The sequence below is a fragment of the Streptomyces sp. NPDC058000 genome, assembly GCF_042886435.1.
Classification (GTDB): Bacteria; Actinomycetota; Actinomycetes; order Streptomycetales; family Streptomycetaceae; genus Streptomyces.
In genome coordinates this window covers 1-15,922 of sequence record NZ_JBHVQS010000008.1, presented here as the reverse complement: position 1 = coordinate 15,922, position 15,922 = coordinate 1, and the positions used below count along the sequence as shown (strand labels likewise).

Here is a 15,922-nt window from a genome sequence, read left to right as displayed (position 1 = left end):
ACCGCCCCGGTCCGTATCCGGGGCGGTCGGGGTGATCGGATTGCACGCCACGACACGGGAGACGGGGGCCAGGGGCGCGTCATGAGACCCACACTCGCCGCGCAGACGCTGCGCGACACCACGGTCGAGTACCTGACGACGACGTTCGCGCTGGCCGAGCCCGACACCCAGGAAGCCCTGGAGGAATTCCTCACCGACCCGGCCGACGGGCTCTTCCGCGGGCCGTATCTGCGCATCCGGCGGCCCTTCCGGGCGGCGGCGGACGGCTGGCAGCGCCATCTGGACTGGTACCCGGCGGACTTCCCGCCGCCCTACGCGCACCAGGCCGAGGCGTTCGCGCGCCTGACCAGCAAGGACGGGCGTCAGCCACAGCCCACCCTGGTCACCACGGGCACCGGGTCCGGCAAGACGGAGTCCTTCCTCATCCCTGTACTCGATCACTGCCGCCGGGCACAGGAAGCGGGCAAGCCCGGCATCAAGGCCATCCTGCTGTATCCGATGAACGCCCTCGCCGGTGACCAGGCGGACCGTCTCGGTGATCAACTGGACAGGGACGACCGGCTGAGGGAAGTGACGGCGGGGCTCTACATCGGCGAGGCATCGTCCCGCGGCACGTCGCCTTACGGACGGGTGGAAGTGGACCGCGCGGAGATCCGCCGCAACCCACCGGACATCCTGATCACCAACTACAAGATGCTGGACCTGCTGCTCCAGCGCCAGCAGGACGCCTCGCTGTGGCGGGACGCCGATCTGGCGTACGTCGTGATCGACGAGTTCCACACCTACGACGGGGCCCAGGGCACTGACGTGGCGATGCTGCTGCGGCGGCTCGCGGCGGTCGTCGGGGCCGGAGAGGAAGGCCGGCCGCTCGGGGCGATCTGCCCCGTGGCGACCTCGGCGACGCTCGGGTCCGGGGACACGGCGGGCGGGCCCCGGGCCATGCTGGACGTGGCCTCCCAGGTGTTCGGGGTGCGTTTCCCGGACGACGCGGTGGTGGGGGAGGACCGGCGGGACGTCGAGGACTTCCTCTCCCCCGTGGACCACTCGCTGCCGCTGCCGTCCCCCCACGAGCTGGCCGCCCTCCCGGACCCGGCGCGCACGCCCGGTGGCATGGACGCCGTGGCCCGTGCGACCGTCGGGTGTGACACGGCCGATCCGCGCGAGCTGGGGCGGCGGTTGCTGGCCCATCCGCTCACGCGTGCGCTGCTGGGGTCGAAGGACGCGCCGCTGACGGCGGTGGAGGCGCTGGAGGCGTTCCCCGACACCTCGGCCTGGCGCGCCGTGGCCGCCCAGGACCCGGAGACCGCTGCCGCGGCGCTGGCGCGGTTCGTGGCGCTGATCTCCGTCGCCCGCGCGCCCGATGCGTCCGACGGGCGGGACCGGCCGCTGCTTCTGGTGGAGAGCCATCTGTGGCTGCGGGCGCTGTCGCGGGTGCTGCGGTTCGTCGCGCCGGAGCCGGTGTTCTCCTGGTCGGACGCCGACCAGGCGGCCCTCGCCGAACAGCAGCGCGCGGACACCGAGCGCCTGGCCTTGGCGGACGCCGAGCGCCGGATGCTGGTGGACGCCGCGCAGGCGGAGCGGCGGCGGCACGCTCAGCGCTCGGGGCGGCTGCCCGCCGCCTACTGCCGGCACTGCGGCCGATCCGGCTGGGCCGCGATCTGCCCCGACCGCAACCCGCAGAGCCTGGTGCACGCGCCGGACGAGATCTACCGCGCCAGCGCGGCGGGCGGCGCCGCCAAGGGCCGGGTGCGGGCGATGATCGCGGCCACCCCGGCGGAGGCGGCCGAACAGGCCCGCGCCACGCTCGCGCGCCGGGCCCGGCGCGGTCGTCGGGGCGCCGCGCACGACGCGACCCTGCTGGTCCTGGAGGACAACGGCAGGGCACTGCGCAGACTGGACCCGGACGAGGTCCTGCGCGATGCCAACGCCAACGACCATGCCCATAGCCATGCCGACGCCGACGCCGGAGCCGTCGCTCCGGCGCCTGAGAACGGCGTCTATGTGTGGACGTGGTTCGACAATCAGGAGCAGGCCGAGTACGCGAAGCAGGACCGTTGTCCGGCCTGCGGGCAGGCCCAGGGCATCCGCTTCCTCGGTGCCGGTGTCGCCCCGCTCGCGTCCGTCGTAGTCACCCAGCTGTTCACCGGCGGCGAGCTGCCGGACCGGGACGCGGAGAAGCGGGACCGCCGCAAGACGCTGATCTTCAACGACTCGGTGCAGGACGCGGCGCACCGCGCGGGCTTCGTGGCCAGCCGTTCGTGGAAGTTCTCCCTGCGCTCGCTCATTCACCAGCAGCTGACCGAGCACGTCCGCACCGACCAGGAGTTCGCGGCCGACGGGGTCCCGTTGAACGAGCTGATCTCCTCCCTGGTGAGCCGGGCCGCCGTCCCCGAGGAGCGGCTGCTGGGCGCCGTCGTGCCACCCGACCTGCACGACGTGGACGGGGTGGGGAAGCTGCTCGCCGGCAAGAAGCGCATCCCGAAGTCGACCTGGAAACTGGTCGGTGAACGCCTGGCCTTCAACACCCTGCTGGAGTTCGGCCTCTACTCCCGCCTGGGCAGGACCCTGGAACTGACCCGCACCGTCGCGGCCGAGGTGCACCTGCCCGACCCCGAGCGGGCGGCCAAAGCGGCCGAGTCCCTTTTCCGCGTCCACGAGGGCCGGCTCCTGCCCGGCGCGGTGGAGACCGCCGATGCCGATGTCGATGCCGATGGTGAGGCCGACGTCACCGACGCCACTGACGGCGGCGCGGCAGCGCCGAAGGCCGGGCCGCCCGCCGAAGGCCCCGAGCGGCTGCGCTACTTCGAGGGCTACGTCCGCGGGCTCCTGGAACACATCCGACAGATCGGCGGCATCCACCACACCTGGCTGGACGGCTTCATCGACGAGGAGGGCCGCTCCCGGCACCCGGTCTCCACGGGCCGCCCCGAAGGCATGCCCCCGTTCCGCCGCAACGCGGAGGCCCCGGCGTTCGTCCTGGTCGGTGCCCAGCGCGGCCGTACCGACTTCGAGCGGGTGGACACCCGGGACAGCTGGTACGTCGACTTCACCCAGCGGTGTCTCCAGCTGGACCGGGAGTCGGCGGCGGTGTATCTGGCCGAGCTCTTCGAGCAGCTTGCCGACGACGGGGTCGGCGCGCTCGCCCGGCGGCGGACCAGCCCGGCCGACAAGCAGCAGGGGCACGGGGTGTACGGGCTCACCCCCGGGCACGTGCGGCTGCGCCCCCTGGCCGACGAGCAGACCGCGTTCGCCGCTCTCACCTGCCCCAGGTGCGGCTGGACGCAGACCGTACCGCCGGAGCGGGCCCCGGTGTGGCAGGGCATGCGCTGTCCGCTCAAGCGCTGCGACGGCGCCCTCCGCCGGCCCTCGGCGGAGGCCGGCGGCCGGGCGGCCCGCGACTACCGCTCCGACTACTACCGGCGCCTGTACCGCGAGGCCGAGCCGTACAGCGTGGTCGCCGCCGAGCACACCGGAGTCCTGGGGCGCAAGGAACGCGAGGAGGTGGAGAAAGGTTTCCGGCGCGGCGTCAAGCACACCGATCCGAACGTCCTGTCCTGCACGCCGACCCTCGAACTCGGCATCGACATCGGCCAGTTGGAGGCCGTCATCCTCGCCTCCCTGCCGCCGTCCACGGCCGGCTACGTTCAGCGGGCAGGCCGGGCGGGGCGTGCGACCGGCAACGCCTTTCTGGTGTCGCTGGCCGACACCAGCCCCCGGGCGCTGTACCACCTCGCCGACCCACGGGACCTCATCGCCGGCCCGATCCTGCCGCCCGGCTGCTTCCTCTCCGCCGGTGAGCTGCTGTGCCGCCAGTACACCGCGTATCTGATCGACCGCGCGGCCCGGGGCGCCTTGGAGGGCGTGCCGCCCCTGCCGGACCGCGTCACCCAACTCATCGGCCGTGCGGGTTGGTTGAAGCAGTTCCGCAAGGCGACGGCCGGCCGGGTGGACCTCGCGGAGGAGTTCCTGCGCCTGTTCCCCGCGATTGACGGCGTCCCGGGTTCCGGCGTCTCCCGCGATGCCCGCAAGGCGCTGCGGCGCTACGCGGAAAGCGGGCTGGCCAAGGGAGAGATAAGCGGGCTGGCCAAGGATCTGGACGATGCGGAAAAGGCGTGGGAGGTCGAGCGCGCCGAACTCGCTCAGCGCCGTGTCCTCATCAATGACGCCGCGGAATCCCTCCAGGAGGCCGTCGAGGACGAGGCGCGCGAGAAGCGCAACCTGGTCCGGGAGGCCGCCGGCGTCGCGAAACTGCTCCAGCAAATGGCCCAGTCCGACGCTCAGGGCTTCCTCGTCGAACACGGGCTGTTGCCCAATTACAGCCTGGTCGCGGACGGCGTGCGCTTGGAGGCCATGCTCAGCTACAAGGAACCTCCCAAGAAGGCGCGCCCCGCAGGCGACGCGGCCGACGCCCGGAACGCGCCCAAAACACGCTGGCGTACCGAACCCCGTGTCTACGACCGGCCCGCCGAGTCCGCGCTCACCGAACTCGCCCCGGGAAACGCCTACTACGTGCGCGGCTACCGGCACGTCGTCGACGGCTTCGACCTCGGGCCCAGCAGACAGGACGCGGCCGACGGCACCCCCGTCGGCCTCCAGACCTGGCGGGTCTGCCGGGAATGCGGCCATGTCCGCACCGGCGAGCGAGCCGAACACGACACCTCGCCCTGCCCGCGCTGCGGCGGCTCCGGCATCGGCGGGCGCACGGCCCTCCACCAGGTGGTAGTCCCCCGCAAGGTCACCGCCCACGACAAGCGGGGGGACGCCCGGATCGTCGACGACCACGACAACCGCACCCGCACCGCGTACACGACCGTCACCGCCGTCGACGTCGACCCGGCGGACATCAAGGAGACCTGGCGGCACCAGAAGACCACCTTCGGCGTGGACCACGTCCGTGAGGCCGTCATCCGCCGCTTCAACCTCGGCAAGACCAGGCACGGCCGGCGCAACGACACCTCCTTCGCCGGCGCGGAGGTGGCCATCACCGGATTCACCGTCTGCCCGCAGTGCGGTGGCGCCACGGACCGTGAGCCCGGCCACGGCCCGACCCAGGACTCGCTGAGCCAGTCCCTCCTTGGCCGGGTCGAGCTGGCGCACCACCGGCCGTGGTGCCCCACCCGGCGCCGCGACAAGCAGGCCACACCGCAGGACGTGCAGGTGATCACCGCCACCGAACACCGCACGGAAGCGCTGCGCATCCTGCTCCCCGCCGCCACGCTGAACGTGCCGGAGCGCCTCGCCTCCTTCTCCGCCGCACTCCACTTCGGCCTGGCCCTGCGCTACGGCGGCGACCCTGCGCACATCCGCTCCACCCCCGCCACCGAGCCCGACCGGGACACCGACCTCACACGCAACTACCTGGTGCTCTACGACGCCCTGCCCGGCGGCACCGGCTATCTGCAGCGCCTGGTGGACCGCGAGGGCGAGGAGTTCCGCACCGTTCTCGCCGAAGCCCAGCGCAAGCTGCTCGCGTGCCCCTGCAAGGGCACCTCGCGCCGCGCCTGCCACCGATGCCTGCTCGCCTACGCCCCCGAGCGGGACTACAAGAACGTCGACCGGCGGGAAGCCCTGTGGATGCTCGACAGCCTGCTGGGCTCCGACGGCACCAGCGGATGGGACGTCCGCAAGGAGTCGGCCGATGCCGCACTGCGCTTCGCCGACCAGGCGGAAAGCGATCTGGAGCGCCGTTTCATCGAATGCTTGGACCGCTGGCTCGAAACCCTCGCAACCATCGAAAACGGAGCCGCGGCGGGCCATACCTCCACGCCCACCGGCAGGAACGGCAAACAGTTCACCCTCATCCGGCCGGACGGCGGTGAAGTCCACTGGGAGGTCGTCGCCCAGAAGGACCTGCACGACTACCGCACCCGCCCGGACCTGCTGTTCCGACCGATCGCCGGCGAAACGACCACCGATGGGGCCCCTCCGCTCTCGATCGCCGTCTACCTCGACGGCTACCGCTGGCACGCCTCCTCCCGCACCAACCGCATCGCCGCCGACGCGGCCAAGCGGGCCCGGCTGCGCGCCGACGGGATACTCGTCTGGCAGATCACCTGGGACGATGTCGCGGCCTGGGACCGGTCCCTGAAGGACGAGCCGGCGACAGACGTGGACGCGGCCCCCGATCCGCTCACACCCGTCATCGCGGGCCCCGAGGCTGACGCGGCCTGGCCGCCCTACGACGTGCAGTCCGCTGCCGGCCCAGGTGCCATGGTGCGCAAGCAGTGGGCGGGGCTGCGGCGCGACCCCGCAGAAGTGGACACGCTCCTGTACGGCGGGGCCATCCCAGCCTTCCTCGGTTTCCTGCGCGATCCCCGGCTCAACAAATGGCAGCAACTCGCCCAGCTCGCCGTGAGCGTGCCCGCCGCCCTCCGTAAGAGGGAACTGGTCGATGCCGATCCGGCCACCGCCGTCGGGTGGATCGAGGCCGCCGTCCGCGGCGAGCCCGCCCCGGCCGTCACCGGCCAGGGGCTCAAGCTGCTGACCTTCCAGGACGCTTCGGGGCTGCCGCTCGTCATCGTCGGGGCCCGGCGCGCAGACGCCAAGGCGTTTCGGTGGAGCGCCCTCGCCGTGCTCGACGACCGACCCAAGGCCGTCCAGGGTGACCGGGCTGACCACCGGCGCCGGTGGAAGGCATGGCTGTGCTGGGGCAACATCATCCAGTTCCTCGACCCCACCGGCGGCGGCCAGGCGGACGGACTCGCGCTCGCCCGCACCACGCTCGACACCTTCGACGCCTCCCTCCTCGCCGCCACGGCCGGTGCGGGCGCTGGCCTGTTGCCTGCGCTGCGCAGTGAGACACCGGGTACCGGACTCAACCTCCCCGAGGACCAGGATCTGTCCGGAGACCGCCCCGAGGCCGACGACCGCCCACCGGCCGCCATGGCACGCACAGCGGCGCAGGAACAGAAGCGGCAGGAGCAGGCAACCTCCAGGGCCCTCGAAGCCGGCGACGAACTGACTCCTCTGGAACGTTCCGCATGGCAACTGGTCCTGGGGGAACTGTCGAAGTGGGGTGACCCGCAAGTCGCTGCGATCGCTGAGCGCCTCGCGGCGCGCGGGGACATTCCTGTGGGCCGGGCGAGTTGGGACGTCGACGGTGTGTCACGCACCGTCGAACTGGCCTGGCCCGGCCATAGGATCGGCATTGTCCTGGCTGAGGACGCCGAGGACACGGAGTACATGGCGCAATGCGTGGCGGCCGGCTGGCAGGTGCGCGCGCCAGACGGCTGGGACGTCGAGCAACTCGCCCGTTCGCTGGGCGAGGAGGGGGTCGCGCAGTGAGCTACGGGGCGGGTCGTCGGGCTGGTGGTGCCAGGACACGGGTGCAGGTGGGCCTCCAGGCCCACGAAGACATCCGGCGGCGGGGCGGGGCCGCGGCGGACGCGGTCGCCACCTTCGTCCAGCGGCTGCGCGCCGACCGCACCAACCGGGCCCTGCGCCTGTCCTTCCTGCGGGCCGCGGGCGACAACGGAGACCTGTATCTCGCACACGTCGACGCCCGCTGCATGACCCTGCTCCTGTCGACGGACGGCGGAGACGAGATCGCGGTCCTCGCCGTGCGCACCGGGGCCCTGGCCCACGACGAACTCGCCCGCCTCACCGTGGAGATCAACACGGTGTCGGGGGCGGTTGAGGTGGTCGACCAGAGCGAGGCCAGTGCCAACGTCGTCGCCCTCCCCGACCGATCCGACACCGCCCCGGCCGAGGCCCCCACCACCGGCTCACCGGACCCCACCAGCGCTGAAGCGGTCGTATCCGCCCCCGCCAGCGGCCTGCGGACTCCGCTCTTCGCCCGGTACGACGACAAGCTCCTCGTCGACCTCGGCGTCGTCCCCTCCCTGCTGCCGGCCCTCTGCAAGGTCACTACGGACGAGCAGTTCGAGCGGCTCCTCACCCACAACCTGCCGGAACTCACCCGAGATGTCCTCCTCGCCCTACGCGACCGCGTGGAACCGCAGGACGTACAGCGGCACATCACGGCCAAGTGGCGTCCCAAAGAGGATGTCAACCCGCGGGACTGGGCCCGTGCGGCACAGCGTGCTGTCTCCCAGGCGGCGACCGACGACGACGCCGTACTCGGCGCGCTGGGCAAGAGTTTCGATGCCTGGCGACTGTTCCTCCACCCGGAGCAACAGCGCCTCGCTGCCGGTGACTTCAAGGGTTCCGCAAAGGTGACGGGTGGTCCCGGTACCGGCAAGACCGTCGTCGCCCTGCACCGCGTACGCCACCTCGTCACCCGGCTGCCACCCGGCCACTCCCGCCCGGTACTGCTCACCACGTACAACACCAACCTCGCCCTGGACCTCAAGGAGCGTCTGCGCCACCTGGGCGGCGACGACCTGCTGCGCCGTGTCGACGTCAAGTCCGTCGACGTGCTCGCCCGTGAGATCGTCCAGGAGTCCCGCGTGGACCTGGGCCGGCCGCTCGACGACGACGTCGCCATGAACCTCTGGCACACCGTCCGCACCGAAACAGGTCTCTTCGAGTACGATGCGGACTTCTTGGACAGCGAGTTCAAGCACGTGATCCTCGCCGGCGGATGCCGCTCGTGGGACACCTACCGCCGCATCGGCCGCGCGGGGCGCCCACGCATCAGCACGGCTCAGCGCCACGACGTATGGCAGCTCGTCCAGAAATACCAGGCGCACTTGGACTCCCCGCCGCGCCAGACCACGTACGCCCTCATCGCTGACCGGGCGGCCGCCCTCGAACAGCACCGTATGACCCGGGTCGAGGGGCAGGCCCGCTACAAGGAGGAACAGGGCGGCTGCGACCTCGTCCATCGAGAGGCCGGCAGCGGAATGTGGCTCAAGCCCCGTTACCAGCACGTCGTCGTCGACGAGGCACAGGACCTGTCCGCCGCGCACTGGCGCATGCTGCGCGCCATGGTCCGCAGAGGCCCGAACGACATCTTCCTTGCCGGAGACGCCCACCAGCGCATCTACGGCAACCGCGTCGTCCTCGGCCACCAGGGCGTCGAGATCCGCGGCCGCGCCTCCCGTCGCCTCACCCTCAACTACCGCACCACCCGGCAGATCCTGGGCAGTGCCAACCGCCTCATCGACGGGGCCCCCTTCGATGACCTCGACACCGGAATCGACACCCTCGACGGCTACCGCTCCGTACTCACAGGGCTTGCCCCGCAGTTCTGGCGCGCCCCCGACCGGCTGACCGAGATGCAGGCCGTGGCCGCGCTCATCAAAGAGCGCCACGACACCCACGGCACTCCGTACTCCGCCATGGCGGTCAGCGTTCCCGACGGGGGGTCCGCGCAGGAGTTCGCCAACGTCCTGGCCAAGGAGCCGTTCTCTCTCCCGGTGGTCGAGCTCGGCAGGGACGGAGTCCGTTCCGACCGGGACGCTGTGCGCATCGGCACCATGCACCGCTTCAAGGGCTTGGAATTCCAGCGAGTCTTCCTGACTTCCGTCGGCGAGGGGCAGGTGCCGCACCAGCGCATCGAGCGGTACCGGCTGGCGAACCCGGATCGCTACCGCCAGGAGGAACAGCGTGCCCGCTCGCTGGTCTTCGTCGCCGCCACCCGGGCCCGTGACGAGCTCATCGTCACCTGGAGCGGCAAGGCCAGCCGTTTCCTCCCACAGGACGCGGACGACACCGCCTACCGCGCCACGGATCTCCTCCGGCAGGACGGACCACCGTCCGGCTCCTCGGGGGCGGCCGTCGCCTGACCCTGATACGGCCTACGGCACGAGGCTGGGCTATTTCGGCGCACAGGCCCGGACTGGGACAAGCGCTCGGCGGACCTGCCCGCCAGCCCGGCAGGCACTCAGGCTTGCGGACGCCCGCGACCGTTGTCCACAGGCGCCGCGAATACAGCCTCCCCGTGCCCCGTCTCGCACGGTATCGTGCCCGTGGCATTCCGTTACAGCGGGAACCTGGAGGTGGCTCGTGGCCCGAGCCTGGGAAGCTGACCCGTCGGCGTTATTCGTCAAGCGGTGGGGGAAGTCGGCGGAAGAATTGGGCAACTCCCAGGGCAGGGAGCAATGTCCGGATATCTGGCGGCTCAGTAATGGTGATATCGCCGTCATCGGCCGCGATCTGACCGACGACTACGCTTCGCGCCTGCCGGAAGGCGTGTCTCTCGCGGCTGACGAACGCCTCGTCGTCATCCCTGGCAACATGCTCATCGCGGCGAAACCGGACATTCCCGATGCGTGAGACTCAGGTGCCGGCGCTTCCTTTGAAGCGTGGCCAGCGACTGACCAACGACGAGTACCTTTGTGACTTCCGTGCTCGGGACGTGGCGATCCACAACGGCGACTCGTGGAAGCTGGAGCGGCTGCAGCACTTCGAGGAGGTGGGCAGTCCGTCCCGCGACGCGCTGCGACGCGGGGACTGGGCCACGGCACTGCGCTTGTTCGAAGAGGGCCGTGACAACCTGCGCGGGATCCAATCAGATGAAGAGGCCCGTGGTTCGGTGTTCCACCGGGTGCGCGTGGTGGAGGAGCCGCTGACGCCGTACGTGCAGTGGGAGCTGCATTCGCTGCGGATCAGTGCCGAGTACGGGGAGCGGGTGCGGATCCTGCCTGCCAAGGCGGTCGCCGCGGCCGAGGTCGACGGCTGGCTTCCGGAACTGACCATTCAGGACGACACGGTGCTCTTCCACGTTCTCTACACCGAGACCGGGGTGCCGGACGGTGCGATCCGCTTCACCGACCCGGAGATCGTTGATCCGTGGGCGGCATACGTGCGGAACGCCTACTCAGCTGCGGAAGACCTTGCGTCCTACTTCGAACGCGCCGTCGCACCGCTGCCGCCGCCCCCGGCGGCTTGACCCGGAAGGGACGCACCGATCGGCATGCCGGCAGACGCCAACGGGTGGTCCGGAGACTCGACCAACGACCTCTCCGGGGAGTCCCGCGATGTCGTCCAGGCCGGGAGGGTGTCCGGTGGCATTCACTTCCATCAGGCACCGGGAGCACCTGACCGTCCACGAACCGTCCCTCGGCAGCTCCCTGCCGATGTGCACGCATTCGTCAACAGGACTGACGAGCTAGGCCAGTTGAATGCCGTGCTGACCGGCCGGGACGGCGGTCAGGTTGTTGTGTCGGTGCATGTGGTGGCCGGTACGGCCGGGGCGGGCAAGACGTCTCTGGTCCTGCACTGGGCCCACCAGGTCAAAGACCGCTTCCCCGATGGCCAGCTCTTCGCGAATCTCCGGGGCTACGACCCGCGTGAGCCGGTCACCGCCGCGCAGGCGTTACGCGGTTTCCTGCGTGCGCTCGGCGTGGCCTCGGGCGACGTACCGCAGGACGTGGACGACGCGGCCGCGCTCTACCGTTCCCTGCTTGCCGACCGCCGGATGCTCATCGTGCTCGACAACGCCGCCACCGTCGGTCAGGTACGGCCACTGCTCCCCGGAAGCGGGGACAACCTGGTACTGGTGACCAGCCGCAACCGCCTGGCCGCCCTCGCCATACGGGATGGCGCTCGCAGGATCACCCTCGGCACGCTCCCTGAACCGGAAGCCGTTGCACTGCTGCGGGCCGTTACGCAGGACTACCGCCCGCAGGACGACCTGGTCAAGCTCACCGAGCTGGCCCGGCTGTGCGCACACCTTCCGCTCGCCCTGCGGATAGCAGCCGAGCGCGCCGCCAGCCACCCGCACCTGCGGCTCGACGACTTGCTCGCCGATCTGCGCGACGAGTCAGGGCTCTGGGACGCGCTTAGCACGGGCCTCGACGAGGAGGCCGAAGCCGTCCGGACCGTCTTCGCCTGGTCCTACCGTGCTCTGCCACAGCACTCCGGGCGACTCTTCCGACTCCTTGGCCTGCACCCGACACCGGAGTTCGGGCTCCACGCGGCCGCCGCGCTCGCCGACCTCACCCTCAGCCGCGCCCGGCAGCTCCTCGACGACCTCGTCGGCGCCCATCTGCTGGAGCAGACCGGCCCCGACCGCTACCAGTTCCACGACCTCCTGCGCGCCTACGCATCCGACCAAGCCCACGACGAGGAACCGGCGGCGGAGCGCGAGGCCGCCCTGCGCCGCGCGCTGGACTGGTACCTGCACACTGCGGACGCGGCACAGTCCTGGCTCCAGCCCAGCGAGGACCACGTACCGCTGCCCCAGGCGATCACCCTCCTGCCGTCACTGGCCTTCGCCGACTACGACGGCGCCGCCGACTGGGCGGAACGCGAACGCGCCACTTTCCCGCACCTCGTACGAGCCGCTGCCGCCGCCGGGCTCCATCAGCACGCCTGGCAGTTGACCGCGACGCTGTGGAATGCGTTGTCCGCTTCGGCTTCCTTCGCGGACTGGCTCGATTTCGGACACGTCGGCCTGGCGTCTGTCGAGCATGTGAATGACTCAGACGGGCAGCTCCTACTCCTCAGCCAGCTCGGTATGTCGCACCGTTCCGTCAACCAGCTTGACCAGGCGGTCGAGTACTTGAATCGCGCCCTCGCGCTTGCCCGCACTGCGCAAAAGCGCATAGATGAGGCACATGCCCTCAACCTCATGGGCCTTATCCACTTGCGTGCTCGCCGACTCGAAGCTGCCGCCGCACACTTCGCACAAGCCATCGATATCTTCCGCGACGTGGACGGTGCCCGCTGGGCCGCCTTCGCCCTGTCCAATGTGGCTGGAGCCCACTTGGAGGCAGGACACCTTGAGGAAGCGGATGCCGCGATCCAGGCCGCCCTCGCCGCTCACCGCGCCCTGGAAATTCAGCAGAGCATCGGCAACGCGTTATGGCTCGCCGCAGAACTCCATCGTGAGCGGGACGAGACCGAGGCAGCCCGTGAGGCCATTGACGAGGCCCTCGGGATCGCGCTGAGTCTGCGCAATCGTGGGCTGGAGGGCTTCTGGTTGCTCACGCTCGGCGGCATTCAGCGCGCCGCCGGGCAACACGGTGATGCTCTGGCCTCCTACCAGCGGTCGGCCATGCTTCACCGGCGCCTTGGCGATCGTAGCCGTGAAGCCCTGGCCTGGCGTGGCACGGGGCGGACGTACTCCGCGATGGATCGCTGCGGCGAGGCCGCCGCCTTCCACCGCCAGGCCGTAGCCGTGCACCGCGATCTTGGGGACGAGTGGGAGCTCGCTGTGGAGCTTGACCACCTGGCTGCCGCTGTCCGACCTCAAGATCCCGAGGCGGCTCGTGCCCACTGGGCCGAGGCACTGACACACCTGACCTCGTACACCGATTCCCGGGCCGCAGCTATGCGCTCACGCCTGGAGGGGCGGCTGGCTGAAGGCGACGACTGAATAGGTTTACATGGCCGGTGGCCACGCGCTGACCCGGGACGCGTTCCCCGTCAGCGGGGACGCCGCAGGATCGGCGTACGCGAGCGCTGCGGTCTTTGAGTTGTTAGGAGTCGGCGCTGTCGCCGAGGTAGTGGCCGCGGAGGCGTGAGTTGCCGCGACGTTGTCAAACACGAACAGCCGCTGGCTGGCTTGCTATTCGGCGACAGCCAGAGCGTGATCGACCTGATGACGCGTGGAGTCGAGCTCCAGTGAGCAAGACTCCCGTCGCCAGTGGTACTCGGAAGCGCCGTCCCCGGGAGCCGGCGAGAAGTGCGTCACGCTGCCGATGCACCGTGCGGTGCCCGCGCTGGGCGAGACCGGCGAGGGGCTCGTGGCGTCGAAGACAAACGTGCCGGCATCGACGGGCTCGAGTGCCAGGGTGCGGCGTGCCTCCCACTGCCCGCCTGGGCGTGGGTACCGCTCACCACACGTCACCGTCCGTGATGCGTTGTTCCCGCGTTCGCATCACTTTGAGCGTGTCCGGGGCATCAGTCGGCCACACCCGACCTCCCGCCGCTCGCAGGTAGGGAACGCCCTTTCTGATATCGGTGACGATCGCCCGGCGCCCGGTGGCGTATTCGACTTCATCGCCGACCTGCGGGCGGTCACTTGAGCTGTGCATGGCCACCGCCCATCATGCCGATGGTGAGCACGAGAGCGAGTGCGGCCAGGCATGTCAGGTAGGTGACGATGCGTCGCTGGTGAGGAGTCACGGGGCCCTCCCAACCAGGGCGGCGCGCGGGGTGGGCTGGTTGGGCTCGTCGAAGGTGGTGACTGTCCGGCCTCCGGCTGCGATGACGCGTTGTTGGAGCAGCAGACGGTGTGTGGTGTCGGTTGCCAGTCTTTCCCAGGTGTGCACCAGGCAGAGCACCTCGCGATGGTCCGCTTCGGTCTGCATGGCGGTCAGCAGCGCGGCCAGTTGCGGCCGGTGCGTGGTGAGGGCGTGCTCGCCGAGGTCGATCCAGCGGCCGGCAATGGCCCAGCCCATGCCATCGGCGTAGTGGCGGCAGCCCTCCAACCGCATGTGGAGCTGTCGGCGGGAGCGGCTGGCACTGCGGTCGTAGATGAAGGTGAGCGGAGGCATGGGGGCTGTCATCGTTGGTTCTCCGCGGTGTGCCGGGCCAGCAGGTACTGGCAATCCCGGGCGAGCTGGCGCACCTGGATGTGAGCGGAGAGCACGCCCTGCCCGAGACCCCGACTGGTCTGTCGCTCGATGCCGTCGAGCCGGGCTTTGAGCCGGTGTGCCTCGATGCTGCTGGGCCGTAGTTGCCGGGCGGACTCACGAACCTCGGGGAGGAGGAGAGCGATGTGCCCACGCAATTCCTGCTCCAAGTCGTTCAGCGTAGCGGGAGCCGGTCGGCCGAAGCCGAGACGCAGCGCGCGTCGGATCGTCGTGCTCATGGTTTCCACATCGACCGGCAGCGGTTCGTGTCCAGGTACGGTTCCTACGAGGTACGCGACACGGTGGGCTGTTTCCCGCTCGTCGCCGTACTGTCCGACCTCGTACCCGTAGGCGGTGACGTAGCGGCCATCGTCGGCGGTAACGTCCTCGCGGGCTGCCAAGTTCAGCGGATGTAAAGCGGAGAGGGCGGCCGCATCGGTCCAGGCGACCGCGACACCGTTCGCTCGGAGGTGCTCGGCCAGAATGGCGGCCGAGTCGTTTCTCGTGTCCATGGTTGTAGTGCACTGTGACGCGAGCCGACTGGGTATCTGACAACCTATGACACGGACTTGATCATGGCTATGAGCATTGCCATTACCGGAACGCGGTCAACAGGGCACCGCGAAATCACCTGGTACACCGACCTCTTCGCCCGCTATCTCGGTCCGTTCGCGAGCGACGATGCCCACTTCTGTATTGGTGGGGCGAAGGGGATCGACTCGCTGTCGTTGCTGTGGCTGGCCGGCCATGCGCGGTCGTCGATCACGATCGTCGTCCCGGGGACCGTCGAACAGCAACCAGCCGAGGCCCAGGAGACGATCAGCCGGTGCCAGGACCGGATCGGGGAGGTCGTCGAACTACGTGCACCCGAATTGCGGACGCCTGCCTACTACGCCCGGAACCGATACATGGTCGACCGGTCCGAGATGGTCATCGGGTTTCCTCTTGACGGGGGTGACAGCACGTCCGGCACATGGCAGACGATCGAGCACGCTGCGACGAGCCGGAAACCTCGCTTGATCGTCCCTGTGTGACGTCCGGCACGGGCAGGATGGGGACATGAGCGCGCACGATCGCCATCGCGGTGCGGCCACGCTGAAGCAGCTGCGCCGCAGCCGCGGCATGTCCTTGGCCGACACCGCCCGCGCCCTGATCGATGTGGCAGCCCGACTCGGACAACCTCTGGACGGCAGCGTCGCCAGTGTTCAGCGGACCGTCGCCCGATGGGAAAGTGCCAGGCCGAACTTGCCCAGCGAGCGGTACCAGCTGCTGCTCGCCCACCTCTATGCCCGTCGTTCCGATGGCGAGACGTGCCTCGGCTCCGGCTCCGATTTCGTCGAACTGCTCGATGCTCTGAGGCACCTCGGTGAGAGCGAGCAGGCCGTTGTCGAGCTTCGTCGACTAGGCAGTGTCTGATGGCTCTTTGACGAGATCACGGAGCCAGATCACGATGGCTGCGGTGGTCAGGGTGCCGTGGAAGATGTAGTCGCGTTTGT

General features: G+C 70.0%; 9 protein-coding genes. 7 read left to right on the top strand and 2 right to left on the bottom strand.

Features of this window, described 5'->3' with window-relative positions:
- The first annotated feature begins 81 nt into the window (after positions 1–81).
- The 5 genes from ACFVT2_RS10905 (at position 82) to ACFVT2_RS10885 (ending at position 13,225) form a co-directional block, all read left to right on the top strand.
- The gene (locus ACFVT2_RS10905; RefSeq protein ID WP_390014996.1) at positions 82–7,284 is read left to right on the top strand and encodes a DEAD/DEAH box helicase; all 7,203 of its coding nucleotides are present in this window, start codon (positions 82–84) and stop codon (positions 7,282–7,284) included.
- A gap of 47 nt (positions 7,285–7,331) precedes the next feature.
- Positions 7,332–9,689 (top strand): 3'-5' exonuclease, encoded by a 2,358-nt coding sequence (locus tag ACFVT2_RS10900; protein ID WP_390014994.1) that lies wholly within the window; start codon positions 7,332–7,334, stop codon positions 9,687–9,689.
- Positions 9,690–9,909: 220 nt separating this feature from the next.
- The gene (locus tag ACFVT2_RS10895; protein ID WP_390014992.1) at positions 9,910–10,179 is read left to right on the top strand and encodes a hypothetical protein; all 270 of its coding nucleotides are present in this window, start codon (positions 9,910–9,912) and stop codon (positions 10,177–10,179) included.
- Positions 10,172–10,795, top strand: a complete 624-nt coding sequence (locus tag ACFVT2_RS10890; RefSeq protein ID WP_390014989.1) for a DUF6879 family protein — start codon at positions 10,172–10,174, stop codon at positions 10,793–10,795. Before ACFVT2_RS10895 ends, ACFVT2_RS10890 begins: the two co-directional genes overlap by 8 nt.
- A gap of 189 nt (positions 10,796–10,984) precedes the next feature.
- Positions 10,985–13,225 carry a tetratricopeptide repeat protein gene (locus tag ACFVT2_RS10885; RefSeq protein ID WP_390014987.1) on the top strand — a complete coding sequence of 747 codons (2,241 nt, stop codon included), beginning with the start codon at positions 10,985–10,987 and terminating at the stop codon, positions 13,223–13,225.
- Between the two features lie 748 nt (positions 13,226–13,973).
- Here ACFVT2_RS10885 and ACFVT2_RS10880 read toward each other — a convergent pair.
- Positions 13,974–14,360, bottom strand: a complete 387-nt coding sequence (locus ACFVT2_RS10880; protein ID WP_390014985.1) for a recombinase family protein — start codon at positions 14,358–14,360, stop codon at positions 13,974–13,976.
- Positions 14,357–14,938 (bottom strand): DUF6415 family natural product biosynthesis protein, encoded by a 582-nt coding sequence (locus ACFVT2_RS10875; RefSeq protein ID WP_390014982.1) that lies wholly within the window; start codon positions 14,936–14,938, stop codon positions 14,357–14,359. The genes ACFVT2_RS10880 and ACFVT2_RS10875 overlap by 4 nt, the downstream gene beginning before the upstream one ends.
- 69 nt (positions 14,939–15,007) lie before the next feature.
- Here ACFVT2_RS10875 and ACFVT2_RS10870 point away from each other — a divergent pair, with 69 nt between their 5' ends.
- Both ACFVT2_RS10870 and ACFVT2_RS10865 read left to right on the top strand, forming a co-directional pair.
- A complete protein-coding gene (locus tag ACFVT2_RS10870) occupies positions 15,008–15,460 on the top strand; it encodes a hypothetical protein (protein ID WP_390015416.1) in 453 nt (150 codons plus the stop codon).
- Between the two features lie 25 nt (positions 15,461–15,485).
- Entirely contained in the window at positions 15,486–15,842 is a 357-nt protein-coding gene (locus ACFVT2_RS10865; RefSeq protein WP_390014981.1) for a hypothetical protein, read from the top strand.
- The last annotated feature ends 80 nt before the right edge of the window (positions 15,843–15,922 follow it).

Bases quoted from the DNA above. Each gene is read 5' to 3' on its own strand.
- ACFVT2_RS10890 (WP_390014989.1), top strand. From the start codon at position 10,172: ATGCGTGAGACTCAGGTGCCGGCGCTTCCTTTGAAGCGTGGCCAGCGA.
- ACFVT2_RS10870 (WP_390015416.1), top strand. From the start codon at position 15,008: ATGAGCATTGCCATTACCGGAACGCGGTCAACAGGGCACCGCGAAATC.
- ACFVT2_RS10865 (WP_390014981.1), top strand. From the start codon at position 15,486: ATGAGCGCGCACGATCGCCATCGCGGTGCGGCCACGCTGAAGCAGCTG.
- ACFVT2_RS10875 (WP_390014982.1), bottom strand. From the start codon at position 14,938: ATGGACACGAGAAACGACTCGGCCGCCATTCTGGCCGAGCACCTCCGA.
- ACFVT2_RS10880 (WP_390014985.1), bottom strand. From the start codon at position 14,360: ATGACAGCCCCCATGCCTCCGCTCACCTTCATCTACGACCGCAGTGCC.
- ACFVT2_RS10905 (WP_390014996.1), top strand. From the start codon at position 82: ATGAGACCCACACTCGCCGCGCAGACGCTGCGCGACACCACGGTCGAG.